Origin of the sequence: Orrella dioscoreae (assembly GCF_900089455.2) — a bacterium.
Classification (GTDB): domain Bacteria; phylum Pseudomonadota; class Gammaproteobacteria; order Burkholderiales; family Burkholderiaceae_B; genus Orrella; species Orrella dioscoreae.
This window is the reverse complement of the sequence record NZ_LT907988.1, coordinates 2,223,476-2,242,665: the sequence shown is the minus strand read 5'-3', so window position 1 is coordinate 2,242,665 and position 19,190 is coordinate 2,223,476. Positions and strand designations below refer to the sequence as shown.

Genomic DNA, 19,190 nt, shown 5'->3' with positions numbered 1-19,190 from the left:
CGTGTTGTCAAATCACCTTAATGATAAGGGTTTGCGTTTGATCACAGGGAATGCCCTTGTGTCGTGCAGGCCTATGACGCCGCGCAACGGGCTTGAGAGGCGCAAGACGTTGCGCTACTCTGGCTCGCCCGTGCGCTGCGGGCGCTGGCGGGCCCCGCCCCGGAGACACGAATCATGACGCCGTCCACGCCCTCTTCCCCCGTCACGCGCCCGGCGGCCCTGCTGCCTTACGGGGTGCGCATCGAGATGGGTGCCGGGGCCGACCCGCAAGCCGTCGAAGCCGAGGCCCGCGCGCTGCTGGCAGCGCTGTCCACCGAAGACTGCACCGACATCCTCCACGAGGCGGGCGGCGTACTGCGTCTGGTCTTGTCGGCCGACGCCACGGCGCGCTGGGCGCCAGGCCTGGACACCACCGGCCTGGTGGACGCCCTGGGACTGGACACCCACGCCCGCGAAGCCGACCTGGACCGCGAGATCCTGCTCGCCCTGCTGCTGGCGCCCGTGCCGCTGGCCTATCCCAGCGTGGCGGAACTGGCCTCGGCCATCCGCATCCGGCGCTACACGGTGCAGGCCGCCCGCAAGACGGCGCTGGCCTTCGACACCGAGGCAGCCGAGCGCCCCGAAGACTGCTGGACCTATTCCGAGGCCACCGGCTTCGTGCTGCGCCCGGGCGCCGACCTGATCGATGCGCTGCGCAAGGCCACCCAGCCCGACGCCACCGGCAAGCTGTATGCGTTCTCTTGCTATCGCGCCACCGAATACGTCACGCTGCTGGGCATTGCCCAGGAGCTGCAAGACACCAATCCGCCGCTCTATCGCCGCCTGCAACGCCAGTGGGAGCAGCGCGCCATCATGTCCGGCCTTTTCCACGACGTCTTCCTGCGCGAGTACGGCTCGCTGCAGGCCCCCTTGCCCTCGCGCTATTACGTTCCCGGCGACCGCCTCTGGTTCCGCAACCCGGACGAAGCGTCGGCCAATGCCGAAGGCTACGAGGGGTCGTGGGTGGTCTACGTGGGCGAAGGCCGCTATACGAATTTCTGGAAGCGCGACCAGCCCTTCACGCTGGTGTCCAAGTGCCTCGAGATCTACCACTGGCGCGATGCCACCTATGAGAACGACCGCGGCCAGTTGCGCGTGAACGACGACGAGGTGGATCGCCGCGTGCACCAGACCCAGCAGGATCCCCAGGCCGTGCAGGCCATCCTGGCGCGCATGCTGCGCATCCGCGACCCGCAAGGCGTCTACGCCGAAGGCGGCTGCATCGATGCGACGCGGGAATGCGCGCGCTGGGTGCGTCCCGGCAGCGCGGACCTCGCGCTGCCTTGAGCGGCCTCCCCCGGCGCTGCCCCTGAGACTGGCCCCCTGGCGGCAACCGCCAGGGCCTCTACCGCCACGCGGCCATCTCCGGCTGCTATGCTGCGACGCTGGCCGCGCCAGATGCCGGCCTCCATCGTCCGGCTGGCGGGCCGCTGGAGTTCCCAACACTATGAATATGAAGCGCTTTTCCAAATATTTCTTGCGCGGCCTGATCGCCATCCTGCCCCTGGCGCTCACGGTCTACCTGCTGGTCCTGCTGGTGGCATGGCTCGAGTCCACCGCCATGACCCTGCTCAGCCCCTTCATCGGCAGCTTCTACGTGCCTGGCATGGGCCTCGTGCTCGGCATCCTGGGCATCTTCGCGCTGGGTGCCCTGCTCTCGGGCGCGCGCGTCCAGAAGGTCATGACCTATGTGGAAATGCCCTTCACCACGGTGCCCGTGGTCAAGAGCATCTACTCCTCGCTGAAGAGCTTCGCCGATTACTTCTCGCCGCGCGGCAAACAGGACGGCCCTGCCCAGCAGGTGGTGCTGCTGCGCCTGCCTGACCAGCCGCTGGAGGTGGTGGGCCTGGTCACCCGCCACGGCGTGGACGGCCTGCCCGAAGGCTTCCTGCAGGACGACCGGGTGGCCGTCTATCTGCCCATGGGTTACATGATCGGCGGCTACACCGTGTTCGTGCCGCGCAGCTGGGTGCACCCCATCGCGATGTCGGTCGAGGAAGCGATGCGCTCCTCGCTGATCGCGTGGATGTCGCGCAGCACCGATCCGCTGCGTCCCGGGCCGGCCGAGACGCCGGCTGCCGCGGCCGTCGTGCCGCCGGCGGCGGCCACCGCGACGGACACCGCGGCCCCGCCCGCCGCGGCCGACGGCGAGGCCGACGCCGAGGACGCCAGCACGGTGGCCCGGCAGGAACCGCCCCAGGAGCCCCGCGCATGAAGCTGCGCATGGCCAGGAACTCCATCTTCGCGATCCTGCTGCGCTCGGCGTGGTGGATCAGCGCCGCCATCGCCGCGGCCATCGTCATCGCCGCCAACGCGCTGCTGCCGCCCCAATACTTCGGCTTCGGCGCCTTCGCGGCTTTCCCCTTCGTGATCATCGCCGGCATCGCGCTCTACAAGCAGCTGCAACGGCCGTCCGAGGCGCGCGTGGCGGAAATCGAGAACGCCGCCCGTGCCATGAGCTGGCAGACGTTCTCGCAAGCCCTGGCCGATGCCTTCACGCGTGACGGCAGCCAGGTCGAGACCCTGAACGGCGATCCACGGGCCGATTTCGCCCTGACCCGCAACGGACGCCGTGCCGTGGTCGCCGCACGCCGCTGGAAGGCGTCGCGCACCGGCCTGGAAGCGTTGCGCGAGCTGGTGGCGGCCCGCGAGGCCCACGCGGCGCATGAGTGCATCTATGTCGCGATGGGCGACCTCAGCGAACAGGCGGCGCGCTACGCCAAGCAGGAGCAGGTCCACCTGCTGCAGGGCCCTGAACTGGCGCGGCTGGCGCCCAAGTTCGCGCAGGCGCACTGAGCCCTGCCCCTGGGCGGGGACGGCATGCCCGGCGCTGCCGGTGCGATAATCGCATCCCGCCCTTCCCCCTATTGCTGGAGACTGCTGTGAGCCGCATCGACGATGCCTTGCACGACCGCGAGGTCGGCCAGGCCGACGCCACCCTGGACACCACCCGCATCGACGACGTGCGCATCAGCGCCGTGCGTCCGCTGATCTCGCCCGCCCTGCTGCAGGACGAGCTGCCCATCTCGGCCAACGTCCAGGCCCTGGTCGAGCGCAGCCGCGCCGAGATCTCCGACGTGTTGCATGGCCGGGATGACCGGCTGGTGGTCGTCGTGGGGCCCTGCTCCATCCACGACCATGGCCAGGCCATGGACTATGCGCGGCTCCTGAAGCAGGCCGCGCAGACCCTGTCCGACGACCTCGTCCTGATCATGCGCGTCTACTTCGAGAAGCCGCGCACGACCGTGGGCTGGAAGGGCTACATCAACGATCCGCGCCTGGACGGCAGCTTCCGCATCAACGAAGGCCTGCGCCGCGCGCGCGAACTGCTGCTGGAAATCGGCGAACTGGGCCTGCCTGCCGGCACCGAGTTCCTGGACCTGCTGAGCCCGCAATACATCGCCGACCTGATCGCCTGGGGCGCCATCGGCGCGCGCACCACGGAAAGCCAGAGCCATCGGCAGTTGTCGTCGGGTCTGAGCACGCCGCTCGGCTTCAAGAACGGCACCGACGGCGGCGTGCAGGTGGCGTCCGACGCCATCGTGGCCGCCCGGGCCCCGCACGCCTTCATGGGCATGACCAAGATGGGCATGGCGGCCATCTTCGAAACGCGCGGCAACGACGACACGCACGTCATCCTGCGCGGCGGCAAGTCGGGCCCCAACTTCGACCGTGCCAGCATCGACGCCTGCTGTGCCGTGCTGGCCAAGGCCGGCCTGCGCGAACAGGTCATGGTCGATTGCTCGCACGCGAACTCCAACAAGTCGCACGCGCGCCAGGTGAACGTGGCCGATGACATCGCCGCGCAGATGTCGGCGGGCGACCGCCGCATCGTCGGCGTGATGATCGAGAGCCACCTGGAGGAAGGCCGCCAGGACCAGCGGCCCGGCGAGCCGCTCAAGCACGGCGTGTCGATCACCGATGCCTGCCTGAGCTGGGCCCAGACCGAGCCCGTGCTGCAGACCCTGGCCGCTGCGGTCCGTGAACGGCGGAAGGCTGCCTGATACGGGCTGGACTTCCCAAGCAAAACAGGACGCCACGGCGTCCTGTTTTGCATTGCGCCGAGCGCGTCAGGCCTGGCCGCCCCGCGCCTCCGACAGCGCAATGGTCAGGTGCTGCACTTTCTTCTTCAACTGGTCACGCTCGTCGGTCAGCTCGGCCACGCGGTGTTTCAGCTGCGCGATCTCGATCTGCTCGGGCGTGGCGTCGGGCGGCAGTTCCAGCGGTTCCGGGGCGGGCTTGGGCGGCAGGCGCGACTCCCGCACCTGGCGCGCAGCCTGGCGCAGTTCCTTCTTGCCGCCCGCCACCGCCGCCACCTGCTGCTCGCCCGGCAGGCTGGCCACTGCCGCCGCGGCGTTGATGGAGATGACGCCCGACTTCACCGCGTCGACCAGCTCGGGCGCGGCGGTCTTGCGGATTTTCTCGATCTGGCCAAGCGTGTTGCTGCTGATGCGCGCGGCACGCGCCAGGGCCTCGCGGCTGATGGCGGGCGCGCTGGCGACGGGCGAGGGATCGAAGGCCGGCCCCGGGTCCGCAGGCGGCGCGGACGCATCGGCGTCAACGGCAGGCTCCTCGCGCGCGCGCTCGGAAAGAATCTCCTTCTTGCGCAAGGCCAGCACGCCGCGCTGGAAGTCAGACACGCTGCGGCGGCCCAGGTGGTTGTCGATCATCCACAGGTGCACGTCTTCCATGCTCTTGAAGCGCGTGTTCTGCACGGTCTGGAACGCAATGCCATGCTTCTGGCAGATGCCGTAGCGGTTGTGGCCATCGACCAGCAGGTCGCCCCACAGCACCAGCGCGTCCCGGCAGCCCTCGTCCAGCAGACTGCGCTCGAGCGCGGCGTATTCGTCTTCGGTGAGCGGGTCGATGTAGCTGCGCAGCGATTCGTCGATTCGAATGGTCGTCATGGGAATGCCCGGGAAATACCAATGAGTAAGAAGACCAGCGTGCCGGCCAACCCGTAATGATGACACGAACATTTTGTTAACCCCTTGGCGGGCAGGGACTTCCCGGACGCGATTGCCCCGCGCGGCTAAGATGGCGCCGGCTGTCCCGTTCAGTGGGACGGCAGCAGACTCACCCCGCCACGCGGGCTGGGCAGCAAGACCGCGTGGCGGGGCGCAGACCTTGCCACTTCCAAGACGGTCGGGAGGAGACTCAGCCATGGAACGGACGTCCGCGGAACCCTTCCATTTCAATGACCGAGTAGACCTTGCTTATGAAGAAAATCCTCAAAACCCTCGTGGGTCTCGTCGCCCTGCTGGCGCTGGCCGTGGGCCTGTTCCTTTATTGGCCGTTGCACGAGCGCTCGGTGCCACCCGCCGAGAACGCCGAACCCGTCGATGCCGTGCTGATCGGCGGCGGCATCATGAGCGTCACGCTGGCCACCTATCTGCAGGAACTCGAGCCTGAGTGGCAACTGCACCTGTTCGAGCGCCTGGACGGCGTGGCGATGGAAAGCTCCGACGGCTGGAACAACGCCGGCACGGGCCACTCCGGCTTCGCCGAACTGAACTACACCCCCGAACGCGCCGACGGCTCCATCGAGACCGCCCGCGCCGTGGGCATCGCCGAACAGTTCGAGGTCTCGCGCCAGTTCTGGGCCCACCAGGTCCAGCAAGGGCTCATGCAGACGCCGTCTGACTTCATCAATCCGACGCCGCACATGAGCTTCGTGTGGGGCGACGAGAACATCGCGTACCTGCGCAAGCGCCACGAAGCGCTGATCAAGAACCCGCTTTTCTACGGCATGCAGTATTCGGAAGATGCCGCGCAGATCGCCCAGTGGGCGCCCGTGATGATGGAAGGCCGTGATCCCAAGCAGCGCATCGCCGCCACCTACATGCCGCTGGGCACGGACGTGAACTTCGGCGTGATCACGCGCCAGCTGACCCAGGCCCTGCAGAAGAAACCCAACTTCCACCTGCACCTGGGAAATGAAGTGCGCGCGCTGCGCCAGAATGCCGACAAGACCTGGAACGTCACGGTCTACGACCTGAAGGCCGGCAAGGAGCGCACCGTGCGCTCGCGCTTCGTCTTCATCGGCGCGGGCGGCGCCTCGCTCAAGCTGCTGCAGCTGTCGGGCATCCCCGAAGCGCAGGACTATGCCGGCTTCCCGGTGGGCGGCCAGTTCCTGGCCTTCGAATCGCCGGCCATCGCCGACCGCCACGACGTGAAGGCCTACGGCAAGGCCGAAAGCGGTTCGCCCCCCATGTCGGTGCCGCATCTTGACGCGCGCAAGCTCGACGGCAAGCCCGTGGTGCTGTTCGGGCCGTTCGCGCTCTTCAGCACCAAGTTCCTGAAGGAAGGCTCGTGGTTCGACCTGTTCTCGTCGGTCAACCACGACAACGTCACCGGCATGCTGCGCGTCGGTTCGGAAAACCTGGACCTGGTGCGCTACCTGGCGCAACAGGCGCAGCTGTCCGACGAGGCCCGCCACGCCGAACTGGTGAAGTACTTCCCGCAGGCCAAGCGCGAGGACTGGCGCCTGGTGACGGCAGGCCAACGCGTGCAGGTCATCAAGCGCGATCCGGAGAAAGGCGCCATCCTGCAGTTCGGCACGGAAATCGTGACCGACAAGGACGGCACCATCGCGGCGCTGCTGGGCGCCTCGCCCGGCGCGTCGACCTCGCCGCCCATCATGCTGCAACTGCTGGCGAAATCCTTCCCCAAGGAAATGGCCGACGGCTGGCAGGCTCGCCTGAAGGAAATCATTCCTTCGTATGGCCGCAAGCTCAACGACAGCCCCGCGCTGACCAACGAGATCCGCCGCCAGACCAGCCAGTCGCTGCAACTGCCCTACCTGGACGTGCCGCAGGACCTGAGCACGGCCAGCGCGCCGGTGGTGACGCCGGCGCAACCCGCCGCGCCCCGGCCTGCCGCCGACCAAGCCGGCCCGCAAGCCGTGCCGCGCACGGGCAATGCCAACGCGGAAATGCAGGCGCTGTAAAAGGATAGTCGCCCAAGCGAAAAGGCCGCGTCATGAACTGACCCCCGAAAGTTGGACGAAATCCAATCTTCGGGGGTTTTTGCATGGCGAAGTACGACGAGCAGTTCAAGCTCAGGGTAGTCAGGCGGTATTTATCGGGCTCAGCGGGAGCCAAGACGGTCGGTGCTGAGCAGGGTCTTGGCCATGCGACGGTCAGACGCTGGGTGCAGAGCTACCGGGAGCATGGCCTGTCCGGGTTGCGCCGCAAGGGGGCAAGCTATGACGCAGCCTTCAAGCTGCAGGTGCTCAGGCGAATGCGGCAGGAGCACTGGTCACAGGCCCAGACGGCGGCCGCGTTCAACATTCGCTGTGCGACTCACATTGGCAAGTGGGCACGCCAGTATGATGCGGGAGGACTGGGCGCATTGGCGCCCAAACGTAGAGGTCGACCTCCGATGCCCCACAAGCACCCGCCCGCGCCAATTCCCACGGACATGACTGCCGAGCAGATGCGCGAGGAGCTGGCCTATCTGCGCGCGGAGAATGATTATCTAAAAAAATTGAAGGCCTTGATCGAAGCGGAACGGACCGAAGCGCTGGTGAAAAAGCGCAAATTGTCCAAGGATTGAGGCCGACACATCCGCTGTCGCTATTGCTGCGGGCGGCCAAGCTCTCGCGCAGCACGTTCTACTACCATCTGAAGGCGCAGGGTGCGGTCGATCAGTACGCCGCGCTCAAGGCCAAGATCCGTGCTATCTACACACGTCACAAGGGCCGCTACGGCTACCGGCGCATCACGGCCGCGCTGCGCCAGGCCGGCCAGTGCGTGAACCACAAGACGGTGCAGAAGCTGATGCGGGCGTTGGGACTGAAGTCCTTGGTGCGACCGAAGAGGTATCGCTCGTACCGAGGCGAGGTAGGCCGCGTGGCGCCGAACGTGCTGGCGCGCCAGTTCGAGGCCGACCGTCCGAACCAGAAGTGGGTCACCGACGTGACGGAGTTCAACGTGCGCGGCCAGAAGCTGTATCTGTCGCCGGTGATGGACCTGTACAACGGTGAGATCGTGGCCTACGAGACCAGCGAACGCCCGCTGTTCGGGCTGGTGGGCAACATGCTCAAGAAGGCGATGCGCCGCCTGTCGCCGGGCGACCAACCGCTGCTGCACTCGGACCAGGGCTGGCAGTACCAGCAGCCCAGCTACCGGCGCATGCTGGCCGATCGTGGCCTCACGCAAAGCATGTCGCGCAAGGGCAACTGCCTGGACAACGCCGCCATGGAGAGCTGGTTCGCCACGCTCAAGACCGAGTGCTTCTACCTGCGCCGCTACGACAGCATCGAGCAGCTTCAAAAGGCCATCGGCCAGTTCATCCACTACTACAACCACCAGCGTATCCGGCTCAAACTAAAAGGCCTGAGCCCGGTGCAATACCGAACTCAGGCCTTGGCCGCCTGATCTTTTAAACTGTCCAACTTCTGGGGGTCAGTTCATCACGCGGCCTTTTTGCTTGGCGTCGCGCCCCGGGGCCGACAGGCCCGGGGCGCGACGCACGGGTGACGCAGCGTCAGCTGCCGACCACGCCGCCGTCTTCCTTCCAGATCACCACCGTGGACGAACGCGGACGTCCGCCCGTGGCTTCCGGCCACTTCGAGAACGCCAGCGGATCGACCTCGGGGTCGGGCAGGCCCGCGGCACGGGGATGCTGGCCGTACTCGCCCGGGTGCTGCACGTTCACGAAGACATACTTGTGATCCGGCGTCCACGTGATGCCCGTGATTTCGCAGCCCGACGGGCCGACCAGGAAACGGCGGATCTCGCCATTGCCGGCGCCCGCTTGCGGATCGGCCACCAGCATCTGGTTGTTGCCCTGGCCAGCATAGCGGCCGGTGTTGGAGTAGTTGCCGTCGGTCTGGATCCAGAGGCGGCCATACTTGTCGAAAGCCAGGCCGTCCGGGCTGTTGAAGGTGTTGTCCGCCGTGATGTTGGCCGAGCCGGCCACCAGGCCGTCACCCGCGTTGGGGTTGCCGGCCAGCACGAACAGGTCCCATTCGAAGGTCAGGGCGGCGGCATCGTTGCCGGTCTCGCGCCAACGCACGATCTGACCGTAGACGTTGTTCGCACGCGGGTTGGCGTCGTCTTCCGCACCGGCGGCGCGGCCGCTGTTGTTGGTCAGGGTGCAATAGACCTCGCCCGTCTGAGGATGCACCGTGACCCACTCGGGACGGTCCATGGGCGTGGCGCCCGCGGCGTCGGCGGCCAGGCGGGTGTGGACCAGCAGCTCGCCGATGTCGGCGAAGTCGTCGGCCAGCGTGCCGCCCGCCGTCTTCGGCGTGTCCAGGCGCAACGGGATCCAGCGGCCGGTGCCCATCATATCGCCCGTGGCTGCGCCTTCCTCGAACACGGCAACGTAGAGCGTGCCGGTTTCCAGCAAGTTGCGGTTCAGGTTCGGCGTGGCGGCGTCGTACTTGCCGTCGGACACGAACTTGTAGATGTAGTCGTTGGCCTGGTCATCGCCCATGTAGACGACGACGCGGCTGTCGGCGGCCAGGGTCTGCGCGGCGTTCTCGTGCTTGATGCGACCCAGCGCGGTGCGCTTCTTGGGGGTGGAGTTCGAATCGAAGGGATCGATTTCGACGATCCAGCCGAAGCGGTTCGATTCGTTCGGCGTCTGGACATAGTCGAAACGCGTATCGTGGTCTTCCCAGCGATAGCCGCTGGTGGTGGCGCTCAGGCCGTAGCGGCGCTGGCTGGCATCGCGCGCATCGGCGCCGGTGGTGGTGCCGAAATAGCCATTGAAGTTCTCTTCGCAGGTCAGATACGTGCCCCACAGGGTGTAGCCGTTGCCGCAGTTGTTGACCGTGCCGAAGGACAGCGTGCCGGTCGGGTCGGCCGCCGTCTGCACCAGGGGGTGGCCGGCCACGGGGCCGGTCAGCAGCATGGGCGTATTCAGGTGAATGCGGCGGTTGTACGTGGAGGGGATGACCACTTGCCAGTTGCCGTCGACCAGCCGCACGTGCGCGACCGACACGCCATGGGCGTGCTGGCCCTTGCGGATCTGTTCGAGATCCCAGCCCGCGCCACCCGGCACCACCGTGGGCGGATAGAAGAACTCGGGGTTCAGGTACTCGTGGTTCATCACCAGCAGGCCTTCGGTGCTGGTCTCGCCGTCCAGCGGGAAGAAGTGCATGCCGTCATGGTTGTCGCCGAATTGCAGCGTTTGCTCGGCAGCGGTATTGGTGGCGTCGGTTTTCCAGGCGGCAGCCGCATTCACCAGCGGATCGCCCCAGCGACAGAACACGGCGGAGCGATAGCCGGCGGGCACGACGATGTCGTCGCCCGTGCTGGCGGGGATGGCCTGGAAGCCCAGCAGGGGCGCATCGGGCGTGGGGGTTTCGGGCGGCTCTTCGCCAGGCGCCGGCGCGTCGTCATTGTCGCTGCTGCTACAGGCGCTCAGTCCCATGCCGAAGAAGCCGACAGCCCCAAGGCCCAGGCCGGTTTTGAGGAAGCCGCGGCGAGCCTGCGCGCGTGCCACGATCTCATTGAAGGTCGTGTTGCCAGAAGCATTGGTGGGGATGTTCTCGGGATCGATGAGGGGCATGGTTCACCTTCTTGAAATAGAAAAATGGAGCTGGGCGAGCATCCCGCTTTCCGGGCCTGCCGCCAATGAGGCAGGGGAGTCAGGAGATGGCGCGACGATGCTAAGCACCGCAAATGACGTACGGATGACGCTTTCGAAAGCAGTCTGTAAGGAAATGCAGTGACGACGACTCCCTTGCATTTCCACAGCCAGCCGCAACAACACTGAAACAAGAGGCCAGGAGAATCCCGCTTTCTTTCAGACCCCTTTCACCTTCAGAACACATGTCCCTCCCCTCCCGGTTCCGCCTGGCGCGCTGCGCCCACGCCGTCGCTGCCTGCTCGCTCGCCCTGACCCTCGCCGCTTGCGGCAGCTCGAATGACGACGAGCCGGCCAGCACGCCGCCTGCCGTCGAGCCGACGCCAACGCCGGTGCCCACGCCAGTGCCCACGCCCTCAAGCGTGAAACTGTCCCTGCTGTCGCGCTACCAGTCGGGCGAATTCGGCGTGAGCGCCGCCGAAATCCCCGCCTACGACGCCGCCAGCAAGCGCGCCTTCGTGGTCAATGCCCGCAAGGGTTCCGTCGACGTGCTGGACATGAGCGATGCCGCCGCGCCCAGGCACCTGGGCGAAATCGACGCATCGGCCGTCGCCGCCGGCGCCGAAGTCAACAGCGTGGCTGTGAAGGACGGCGTGGTCGCCCTGGCCATCCAGGCCGCCGACAAGACCGACCCCGGCTTCGTGGGCTTCTACCGTGCCGACACGCTGGCCCCGCTGACCCACGTGGTCGTGGGCGCCCTGCCCGACAACCTGGTGTTCACGCCCGATGGCAAGACCGTGCTGGTCGCCAACGAAGGCGAACCCAGCGATGACTACCAGCGCGATCCGGAAGGCTCGATCAGCATCATCGACGTGAGCAACATCGCCCGTCCCGGCGTGCGCACCGCGCGCTTCGCCGCCTGGGACAGCAAGGAACAGGAACTGCGCGACCAGGGCGTGCGCATCTTCGGACCGAGAGCGAGCGCGTCGAAGGACCTGGAGCCCGAGTACATCGCGGTCTCGGCCGACAGCAAGACGGCCTGGGCCACCCTGCAGGAAAACAACGCCCTGGCGCGCATCGACATCGAGACCGCCACCGTCACCGCGATCCTGCCGTTGGGCTTCAAGGACCACGGCGTGGCCGGCAACGGCATGGACACCAACGACGAGGACCAGGTCATCGACATCCGCGAGCGTCCGGGCGTGATGGGCATGTACATGCCCGACGCCATGGCCGCCTACGACGTGTCGGGCAAGACCTTCCTCGTCACCGCCAACGAAGGCGATGCGCGCGCCTGGGGCGAGGACATGCCGGCTTACTGGGGCACGTCCGCCACGCCGGGCGATGTCAACCTGGGCTTCGTGGAAGAGTTCCGCGTGAAGCATCTGGTGCACAACAGCGGCTTCGCCCGCCGCCGTGGCGACGACCTGCCCCCGCAGTTGGACGCGCTCGCCACGCGCGCACTGCTGAATCCTGCCACCTTCGGCTATTGCGGCGCCATGACCATCGCCTCGGGCGGCACGTCCACCACCAGCGGCGATTGCCGCGAGGACGAAGAACTCGGCCGCCTGAACGTCACCTGGACGATGGGCTATCGCGCCGACGCCACCGGCGCCCCCGTGAAGTTCAACGCCACCGGCGCCGAAGACCCTGCCGGCACGCTGTTGATGTACGACAAGCTCTACAGCTTCGGCGCCCGCTCATTCGCCATCTGGGGCGAGGACGGCAAGAAGGTCTGGGAATCGGGCGACCAGTTCGAACGCTTCCTGGCTTCCGACGCGTGCCAGCTGGGTGCGGCACGCAACATCCCCTGCAAGACCTACTTCAACAGCGGCCACGATGAAGGCGGCGCGATGGACAGCCGCAGCGATGCCAAGGGTCCGGAACCCGAAGGCATCGAACTGGGCCGCCTGGGCGACAAGACCTTCGCCTTCATCGGCCTGGAGCGCATGGGCGGCGTCATGGTCTACGACGTGAGCACGCCCACGGCGCCGGTCTTCGTCGACTACTTCAACACCCGCGAAGACTGGGACACCGCGGACCCCAGCACCGTCCTGTCGACGGTCGGCGACCTCGGTCCGGAAGGCCTGAAGTTCATCTCGCCCCCGGAGTCGCCCACGGGTGAAGCCCTGCTGGTGGTCGGCAATGAAGTCAGCGGCACGACCGCGATCTACACGGTCGGTCAGCTGTTCGAGGACAGCGGCGACACGGCGGCGCACGCGCAGTAAGCCTCGTCATGACTGCGGCGCTTGCGGCCTGGCCGCAAGCGAAAACGCCCCGTCCAATGGACAGGGCGTTTTGCATTCTGGCGATGCAGGAAGAACGCGCTCAGCGCTGGACCGGCACGAACCCTGGCGAAGACAGCGCGGGCGCGGCCGGTGCCTGCACGCGCTGCGTGGCGCCATCCGCCGACAGCACGACGCCGTCGGCCTCCACGCGCGCCAAGGTCACGCCCTGGGCCAAGGGCTGGCCCACCCGATAGGCCTGGGGCGGCTGGCCGTCGACACGCAGCACCGCGGTGCCACGCTCGCCGGCAGAGATGAGGCCGACGATGACGACCTTGATGGCGGACGATGCCGACGCGCCGAACCACTGCGCCAGCGGCGCGATGTCGCTGCGCGCGGGCGGTGGCGCGGTCAGGCCGGGCGGCAAGGCCTGGGGCTTGGGCGCGAGCAGCAGCGCCCCCCAGACGCCGACGCCGGCGGCGCAGGCAAGCATGGCGCCACGGCGGGCGAGTGTTATGAAATTGAAATACATGGGAAGCGCGGTCCGGCCGCAACAATGCGGCGTTCTACATATGGCTGTCACAACGGAGGCCGATGATAGCCGGGTCTCGTGACAATTGAGTGTTTATCTGTCCGCACTTTGCCAAAGCTCGCGCAGATCGCAACGCTTGCATCAACGGGCTTTGCCACGCTGCCTCCCCCTTGGGCCCCTGCCAGCAAAAAGACAGGTGACATACATATGACTGTCACAAAAGAGCCGCATCATAGCCACGGTTCATGACAGTCCGACGTATGTGTTGTGACAGTCATGCCTCGCTTCCCGGGACCGCCGCCCAACGCGTGCAGCCTGCCAGCATCGCTTCCATCCGTATCGCTTCAACCCCCGCCATTGATGTCTATTCCCTCCCGATCCCTCCCCGCCTCCGCCCTGTCCCGCTCGCGCCGCGCCTTTCGCGCCGGACACGCCTGTCGCCAGCGCGGCTTCTCTCTCATCGAGATCATGGTGGTGGTGGTCATCATGGGCATCCTGGCCGCGCTGGTCGTGCCCAACCTGCTTGACCGGCCCGACCAGGCGCGCGCCGTCGCGGCCCGCCAGGACATCGCCAGCATCGCGCAGGCGCTCAAGCTCTACCGGCTGGACAATGGCCGCTACCCCAGCTCCGAACAAGGCCTGCGCGCGCTCGTGGAGCGTCCCGCCAACGGCGCGAACAACTGGCGCAATTATCTTGAACGCCTGCCCAACGATCCTTGGGGCCAGCCTTATCAGTACCTGAGCCCCGGCGTGCATGGCGAGTTCGATGTGTTCTCGCTGGGCGCCGACAGCCAGCCTGGCGGAGACGGCGCCGATGCCGACATCGGTTCCTGGATGCTCTGACCGGCGCGTTCGCCGCCCGCTCGGGCGACAGTCCGGTTTCTCGCTGATCGAACTGCTCGTCGTGATCGCCATCATCGGCATCGCGACGGCGGCAGTCGGTCTGGCCGCCTTCCCGCCCAATGTCTCCGCCCTGCGCCGCGATGCCGACCGCCTGGTCCAGCTATTCGCGGTCGCGCAGGCCGAGGCGCGCGCGGGCGGACGCCCGATCGTCTGGGAGCCCCGTGAACAGGACTACCGCTTTCGCCGACGCGCCGACTGGCGCCCCAACAGCGCACACGATGCCATTACCCAAGCCATGCCCGATGATCTCTTCGAACGCGACCAGGCCTTGCGCCCGCGCGCCTGGGAGGCAGGCAGCGTGCAGGTGACCCTGGGCCCCGCACGCGCAGCCGTCTTCAACAGCGAATGGATCGCCGACCCGCTGCGCATCCAGCTGAGCGACGGATCACGGCAGATCGCCATCGTGCGCGATGCCGCCGGCCGCTACGAGGTGCAGCAATGACACCGCGCCTGGCCATGCCCACCGGCAACCTGGGCACCATGGCGCAGCAGGGCTTCAGCCTGATCGAGGTGCTGGTCGCGCTGGCCATCGTCGCGGTGGCGCTGGCGGCATGCATGCGCGCCACCGGACAGATGGCCGACACGCACGCGCAATTGCGCAACCGTTCCCTGGCATTGGTGTCGGCCGAGAACGTGCTGGCCGAACTGCGCGCCACCCGTACCTATCCTGCACTGGGCAGCCAGCGCGCGCCTTGCCCGCAAGGCGCGCTGGTCCTCGTCTGCGAACGCGAGGTGTCGGGCACCGCCAACAATGCATTCCGGCAAGTCACCGTGCGCGTGACCGAGGGACCCGACGGCCCCCTGCTGGCGGAACTGCGCAGCCTGGCGTCAGCATGGCCATGACGCCGCGAGCGCCCCAAGGCGGCTTCACGCTGGTCGAGGTGCTGGTCGCCCTGCTCCTCATGGCCGTGCTCAGCCTCGTTTCGTGGCGCGGGCTGGACAGCGTGACCCGCATCCGCGAACACCTCGAGCGCGACGGCGAGCGCGATGAAGCCATCCTGCGCGCGCTCGGCCAGCTGGAGCGCGACGTACGCATGCGCGCGCCCGACCACGTGCTGGATGGCGGTGCGCTGGCAAGCGCCGCGGTGGGACCGCGCCTGCTGCCGCCCGCCGTGGCGCTGGCGCAGGCCGGCCAATCCTGGCGCCTGGACGTCGTGCGCACGCCCGCCGAAGGCGAAGGCGCCTGGCAGCGCGTGCAATGGTGGCAGCAGGACGGCGTGTTGCGCCGCGCCGCGCCGCCCGCCAGCGACGCCTACCCGCTGCCCGATCCTGAATCCGTCCCAAGCCAGCCCGTGCTGGCCGGCGTGACCGGCTTCTCCGTGCGCGCCTATATTCCTGGCCGCGGCTGGATGGCCCTGCCCCAGTCCGCCAACCAGGCCGCGCAAGCGGCCAGCGGCCTCGAGTTCACGTTGCGCCTGGCGGCCAATGGCCAGCCGCCGCAGGAATACCGCCGTGTGGTGTCGCTGCCATGAAGCGCCTGCGCTCGCACCTGCCCTCCTTCGCCCGTGCCCCGGGCCCGGTCCCGGTGCCGGTTCCGGTTGCGGCGCGCCAGGCCGGCATGGCGGTCATCAGCGCCTTGCTGGTGGTGGCGACCGTCTCGCTCATCGCCGCAGGCATGATCGACCGCCAGGCCACGCGCGTGCGCACGCTGGAAAGCGAGCAGGCACGCGTGCAGGCGCGCTGGCTGCTGTCAGGCGGCATGGACTGGGCCCGCGCCACCTTGCGCGGCGAAGCCCGGCGCAGCAGCGTCACGCACAACGGCCAGCTGTGGGCCACGCCCATCACCGACCTGCGCATCAGCGAGGAAGGCGCGGCGCGCCAGGCCGTGTTCTCGGGGCGTGCCGAAGACGAACAAGGCAAGTTCAACCTGCAGAACCTGGCGCGCGACGGCCAGGTCCTGCCCGAACAGGTGCAGGCCTTGAGCCGCCTGCTGCAATCCCTGCGCCTGCCCGCCGAGCTGGCGCCGCGCATCGCCGAGCGCATGGCGCGCGCGCAATCCCGCCCGGCGTCGTCCAGGACGGATGGCGAATCCGGCGCCGCGCAAACCGATGGCGATGCCGAGTCCGGCACGGACACCGGCACGCCAAGCCCGTCGGGCGGCCGGGCCGGCACGGCGCTCGCGCCCGGCCTGCGCAGCATCGACGACCTGCGCGGCATGCGCGGGCTGGACGAAAGCGCCCTCACCGCGCTCACCCCTTACCTGACGGTGCTGCCCGCGCGCACCGCCATCAACGTGAACACCGCGCCCGCCGAAGTACTGGCCACGCTGTCGCCCGCGCTATCGCTGTCGCTGGCCATGAGCGTGGCCGACCAGCGCGACCGCGGACAGACATTCAACAACCGCGCGGATTTCATCAACCGCCTGGCCAACCCCGAGATCGAGATCGGCAGCGATGCCGTGGCCGTGGACAGCGACTGGTTCGCCGTCTTCGGCACGGTCCGGCTGGACCGCGCCACGGTGGATATGCGCGCGCTGCTGCAACGCGACGGACAGAACATGCCGCGCGTCATCTGGATGATGGAGGTCCTTTGAAAACCGTGATGCGACTGGCCTTGCCGCCCCTGGGCTCGCTGGCTGCCGCCACGCCCGTCGCCTATGCGCTGCTGGGCCGCGACCGGCGCGTGCTGCGCGCCGACGCGCTGCCGCTGGAAGAACTGGCGCCGCTGGCGCGCGGCCACCGCCTGGAAGCCGTGCTGCATCCCGCCGACACCGTCGTCACCGACCTGGTCGTGCCGCCGGTGCCGCGCCGCCAGATGGCGACCGCGGTCGCCGCGATGATCGAGCCCCTGACGCTGTCCTCTGTCCAGGACCTGGCGGTGGGCCACACCGCGCGCGAAGCGGACGGCCGCGTGGCGGTCGCGTGGACCGACAAGACACAGTTGGCCCGCGCCTGGCGCCAACTGAGCGACGCCGGCCTGTCCGTGCATGAGCTGCTGCCCACCGCCGCCGTGCTGCCCGATGACGACGCGCATCCCGAGCTGCCCTTGCGCCTGCCCGCCGATGCCCGCTGGCAAGGCGCCGCGCGGCGCTGGTCGCTGGCGCTGCCCGCGTTGCGGCCGGCGGCGGCGCCCCTCACGCGCTGGCACGGCCCGCTGCGCTGGGCCGCTGCCGCGGCGGTGATCTGGCTGGTCGGGCTCAATCTTCATGCCTCCCAGTTGCGCCAGGAAGCCGCGCAACTGCGCACGGCCATGCAGCAACAGGTGCGCCAGGCCTTTCCCGACATCCCGGTGGTGGTCGACCCCTTGAAGCAGGCCACGCAACGGCGCGACAGCCTGCGCGCCGCACAGGGCACCGCCAGCGAGAACGACTTCCTGCCCCTGGCGCTCTCCGCCGCCAAGCTGCTGCCACCCGACGCCCAGCGGCTGGCGGGCTTGCGCTATGACAAGGGCACGCTGGACCTGACGCTGCTGGACGACCAGGGCGAAACCGCCGCCCCCGATGCCGCCCCGGTCAAGCAGGCCGCCGCGCTGGGGCTGGCGCTGTCGCGCACGGAATCCGGCTGGCGCATCGCCCGTGCCGGCGGTGGGGCAGGCACCCAACACGCGGGCGACAACGGCGCGCCACGCATCCAGATCCAGCAAGGAGGCCGCCCATGAACAGCAAGCTGTCAGGCCGCCTGGCCGCCAAGCTGCCCGTGCTGCCGCCCGCCTGGCGCCAGCGCTGGCATGCCGCCCGCGACAAGGCGGCTGCCCGCTGGCGCCAGTTGACCTCGCGCGAGCAGGCCCTGCTGGCCGCGCTGGGCGCGATCCTGCTGCTGGCCCTGGTGGTGCAGCTGGCCGTGCGCCCGGCCTTGAACGACATCGCCCGCAGCGGCACCGAGCTGCCGCGCCTGCGCGCCCAGGCCGCGCAGGTGGACGCCATGGTGCAGGAAGCCCAGGCGCTGCAAGGCGCCGTGCGCGGCCGCATCCCGCCCGCCGAACTGGGCAGCGAACTGGCGGCCAGTCTGGCGCAGGCCGGCCTGAATGGCGAGCATGCGGTGGCAGCCGTCGCGGACGGCGCGGACCCCGCCTGGGACCTGCGTGTCTCCGAGGTCTCCGCCGCCGCGCTCTTCAACTGGCTGGCCACTGCCCCCGCCCAGTTCCGGCTGTCCTTGCAATCAGGCGAGCTTGCACGTTCCGAAGACGCGGCCGGCAAGCCCGTGGCCGCGCGCCTGACGGGCACGCTGCGCCTGGTGGCGACGGGGGAAGGCTCATGATGCGCCGGCTCCTCATGCCCCTGGCCGCGCTGCTGGTCGCGCTGTGCGCCGCGCTGGCCGTGCTGCCGGCACGCTGGATGATGGCCTGGGTGCCCGAGACCCTGCCTTTCGCGCTGGTGGATGCCTCGGGCAGCCTCTGGCGCGGCCAGGCCCTGGTCGCCGTGGGCCCGCCCGGCCAGCGCCGCACGCTGCCCGATCCGCTGCAATGGCGCTGGACGCTCGCGTCCGGCTGGCAGCCCGCGATGGCCGTCACGCATCCCTGGCTGGCAGGTCCGCTGCAGTTGCGCCCGACAGTCTCGGGCATGGCGGTCTCGGCCCAGACGCTGCGCCTGCCCGCCACCACGCTGATGGCGGCCGGCGCGCCGCTCAATACCCTCTCGCCCGGCGGCGAACTGCGCGCCAGCTGGCCTGCCCAGGTGCTGCGCGCGCGTCCCGCCGCGGGCCCGCTGCTCACGCTGGATTGGCGCGATGCCTCGTCGGCCCGCGTGCGCATCCAGCCGCTGGGCAGCTACCGCGCGCAGGTCAGCGCGCAGGAAGACGGCGCCATCGCGCTGAAGATCAATACCTTGAACGGCCCCCTGCGCGTGGAGGCCGAAGGCGCCTTGACGCGCGGGCGCCTTTCCCGATTCGCCGGCACCGCCCAGGCTGCCCCCGATAGCGACCCCGCCACCCGCGAGGCGCTCGCGCCCCTGCTGGGCCTCGTCGGCCCAAGCAGGAATGGCGTCACCCAACTGAGACTTCATTGAGTACCGA

Annotated in this window: 17 protein-coding genes and 1 pseudogene; 15 read left to right on the top strand and 3 right to left on the bottom strand. The window is 68.5% G+C overall.

Translation table 11 applies throughout. The features are described 5' to 3' along the window. The first annotated feature begins 174 nt into the window (after positions 1–174). From ODI_RS10475 to ODI_RS10460, 4 genes are all read left to right on the top strand, one after another. The gene (locus ODI_RS10475) at positions 175–1,326 is read left to right on the top strand and encodes a hypothetical protein (protein WP_067757018.1); all 1,152 of its coding nucleotides are present in this window, start codon (positions 175–177) and stop codon (positions 1,324–1,326) included. Between the two features lie 166 nt (positions 1,327–1,492). Next, positions 1,493–2,254, top strand: coding sequence for a DUF502 domain-containing protein (locus ODI_RS10470; RefSeq protein WP_082985423.1), 762 nt, complete (start codon positions 1,493–1,495; stop codon positions 2,252–2,254). Further along, the gene (locus ODI_RS10465; RefSeq protein WP_067757021.1) at positions 2,251–2,835 is read left to right on the top strand and encodes a restriction endonuclease; all 585 of its coding nucleotides are present in this window, start codon (positions 2,251–2,253) and stop codon (positions 2,833–2,835) included. The genes ODI_RS10470 and ODI_RS10465 overlap by 4 nt, the downstream gene beginning before the upstream one ends. A gap of 86 nt (positions 2,836–2,921) precedes the next feature. Beyond that, the gene (locus tag ODI_RS10460; RefSeq protein ID WP_067757024.1) at positions 2,922–4,043 is read left to right on the top strand and encodes a 3-deoxy-7-phosphoheptulonate synthase; all 1,122 of its coding nucleotides are present in this window, start codon (positions 2,922–2,924) and stop codon (positions 4,041–4,043) included. Between the two features lie 66 nt (positions 4,044–4,109). Here the strand turns inward: ODI_RS10460 and ODI_RS10455 are convergent, their stop codons facing one another. Beyond that, the gene (locus ODI_RS10455; protein ID WP_067757027.1) at positions 4,110–4,946 is read right to left on the bottom strand and encodes a ParB N-terminal domain-containing protein; all 837 of its coding nucleotides are present in this window, start codon (positions 4,944–4,946) and stop codon (positions 4,110–4,112) included. 311 nt (positions 4,947–5,257) lie between these two features. Between ODI_RS10455 and mqo the strand changes: the two are divergent. Next, a pseudogene (gene mqo, locus ODI_RS10450) lies at positions 5,258–6,883 on the top strand (malate dehydrogenase (quinone)); the annotation flags it as partial. Between the two features lie 188 nt (positions 6,884–7,071). After that, positions 7,072–8,420 (top strand): IS3 family transposase gene (locus tag ODI_RS10445; RefSeq protein ID WP_098020833.1). Its coding sequence is split into 2 segments (ribosomal slippage): positions 7,072–7,558 and positions 7,558–8,420, totalling 1,350 coding nucleotides; the frame shifts between segments, so codons are not numbered across the junction. 109 nt (positions 8,421–8,529) lie between these two features. Here ODI_RS10445 and ODI_RS10440 read toward each other — a convergent pair. After that, a complete protein-coding gene (locus ODI_RS10440) occupies positions 8,530–10,563 on the bottom strand; it encodes a PhoX family protein (RefSeq protein ID WP_067756926.1) in 2,034 nt (677 codons plus the stop codon). Between the two features lie 263 nt (positions 10,564–10,826). Here ODI_RS10440 and ODI_RS10435 point away from each other — a divergent pair, with 263 nt between their 5' ends. Continuing rightward, positions 10,827–12,809 carry a choice-of-anchor I family protein gene (locus tag ODI_RS10435; RefSeq protein WP_067756923.1) on the top strand — a complete coding sequence of 661 codons (1,983 nt, stop codon included), beginning with the start codon at positions 10,827–10,829 and terminating at the stop codon, positions 12,807–12,809. Positions 12,810–12,909: 100 nt separating this feature from the next. Here the strand turns inward: ODI_RS10435 and ODI_RS10430 are convergent, their stop codons facing one another. Beyond that, positions 12,910–13,338: a type II secretion system protein N gene (locus tag ODI_RS10430; protein ID WP_231968227.1), complete on the bottom strand. Its 429-nt coding sequence runs from the start codon at positions 13,336–13,338 to the stop codon at positions 12,910–12,912. Between the two features lie 360 nt (positions 13,339–13,698). Here ODI_RS10430 and gspG point away from each other — a divergent pair, with 360 nt between their 5' ends. From gspG to gspN, 8 genes are read left to right on the top strand one after another with little or no spacing between them, the layout of a single operon-like run. Beyond that, positions 13,699–14,181, top strand: a complete 483-nt coding sequence (gene gspG / locus ODI_RS10425) for a type II secretion system major pseudopilin GspG (protein WP_067756920.1) — start codon at positions 13,699–13,701, stop codon at positions 14,179–14,181. Continuing rightward, complete coding sequence (locus tag ODI_RS10420) at positions 14,153–14,683, top strand: GspH/FimT family pseudopilin (RefSeq protein WP_067756917.1); 531 nt, start codon at positions 14,153–14,155, stop codon at positions 14,681–14,683. Before gspG ends, ODI_RS10420 begins: the two co-directional genes overlap by 29 nt. Continuing rightward, positions 14,680–15,084 (top strand): type II secretion system minor pseudopilin GspI, encoded by a 405-nt coding sequence (gene gspI / locus ODI_RS10415; RefSeq protein WP_231968226.1) that lies wholly within the window; start codon positions 14,680–14,682, stop codon positions 15,082–15,084. The genes ODI_RS10420 and gspI overlap by 4 nt, the downstream gene beginning before the upstream one ends. Beyond that, positions 15,075–15,713 (top strand): PulJ/GspJ family protein, encoded by a 639-nt coding sequence (locus ODI_RS10410; protein WP_082985418.1) that lies wholly within the window; start codon positions 15,075–15,077, stop codon positions 15,711–15,713. Before gspI ends, ODI_RS10410 begins: the two co-directional genes overlap by 10 nt. Further along, the gene (gene gspK, locus ODI_RS10405) at positions 15,710–16,774 is read left to right on the top strand and encodes a type II secretion system minor pseudopilin GspK (RefSeq protein WP_082985417.1); all 1,065 of its coding nucleotides are present in this window, start codon (positions 15,710–15,712) and stop codon (positions 16,772–16,774) included. The genes ODI_RS10410 and gspK overlap by 4 nt, the downstream gene beginning before the upstream one ends. A 5-nt stretch (positions 16,775–16,779) precedes the next feature. After that, complete coding sequence (gene gspL, locus ODI_RS10400; protein ID WP_231968252.1) at positions 16,780–17,838, top strand: type II secretion system protein GspL; 1,059 nt, start codon at positions 16,780–16,782, stop codon at positions 17,836–17,838. Then, complete coding sequence (gene gspM, locus ODI_RS10395) at positions 17,835–18,437, top strand: type II secretion system protein GspM (protein ID WP_067756911.1); 603 nt, start codon at positions 17,835–17,837, stop codon at positions 18,435–18,437. The genes gspL and gspM overlap by 4 nt, the downstream gene beginning before the upstream one ends. Next, complete coding sequence (gspN, locus tag ODI_RS10390; protein WP_067756907.1) at positions 18,434–19,183, top strand: type II secretion system protein N; 750 nt, start codon at positions 18,434–18,436, stop codon at positions 19,181–19,183. Before gspM ends, gspN begins: the two co-directional genes overlap by 4 nt. Positions 19,184–19,190 lie beyond the last annotated feature (7 nt).

Excerpts from the sequence above, each read along its gene's own strand:
- ODI_RS10475 (WP_067757018.1), top strand. The coding sequence starts at position 175 with ATGACGCCGTCCACGCCCTCTTCCCCCGTCACGCGCCCGGCGGCCCTG.
- ODI_RS10470 (WP_082985423.1), top strand. The coding sequence starts at position 1,493 with ATGAAGCGCTTTTCCAAATATTTCTTGCGCGGCCTGATCGCCATCCTG.
- ODI_RS10465 (WP_067757021.1), top strand. The coding sequence starts at position 2,251 with ATGAAGCTGCGCATGGCCAGGAACTCCATCTTCGCGATCCTGCTGCGC.
- ODI_RS10455 (WP_067757027.1), bottom strand. The coding sequence starts at position 4,946 with ATGACGACCATTCGAATCGACGAATCGCTGCGCAGCTACATCGACCCG.
- ODI_RS10440 (WP_067756926.1), bottom strand. The coding sequence starts at position 10,563 with ATGCCCCTCATCGATCCCGAGAACATCCCCACCAATGCTTCTGGCAAC.
- ODI_RS10435 (WP_067756923.1), top strand. The coding sequence starts at position 10,827 with ATGTCCCTCCCCTCCCGGTTCCGCCTGGCGCGCTGCGCCCACGCCGTC.
- ODI_RS10430 (WP_231968227.1), bottom strand. The coding sequence starts at position 13,338 with ATGTATTTCAATTTCATAACACTCGCCCGCCGTGGCGCCATGCTTGCC.
- gspG (WP_067756920.1), top strand. The coding sequence starts at position 13,699 with ATGTCTATTCCCTCCCGATCCCTCCCCGCCTCCGCCCTGTCCCGCTCG.
- ODI_RS10420 (WP_067756917.1), top strand. The coding sequence starts at position 14,153 with ATGCCGACATCGGTTCCTGGATGCTCTGACCGGCGCGTTCGCCGCCCG.
- gspI (WP_231968226.1), top strand. The coding sequence starts at position 14,680 with ATGACACCGCGCCTGGCCATGCCCACCGGCAACCTGGGCACCATGGCG.
- ODI_RS10410 (WP_082985418.1), top strand. The coding sequence starts at position 15,075 with ATGGCCATGACGCCGCGAGCGCCCCAAGGCGGCTTCACGCTGGTCGAG.
- gspK (WP_082985417.1), top strand. The coding sequence starts at position 15,710 with ATGAAGCGCCTGCGCTCGCACCTGCCCTCCTTCGCCCGTGCCCCGGGC.
- gspM (WP_067756911.1), top strand. The coding sequence starts at position 17,835 with ATGAACAGCAAGCTGTCAGGCCGCCTGGCCGCCAAGCTGCCCGTGCTG.
- gspN (WP_067756907.1), top strand. The coding sequence starts at position 18,434 with ATGATGCGCCGGCTCCTCATGCCCCTGGCCGCGCTGCTGGTCGCGCTG.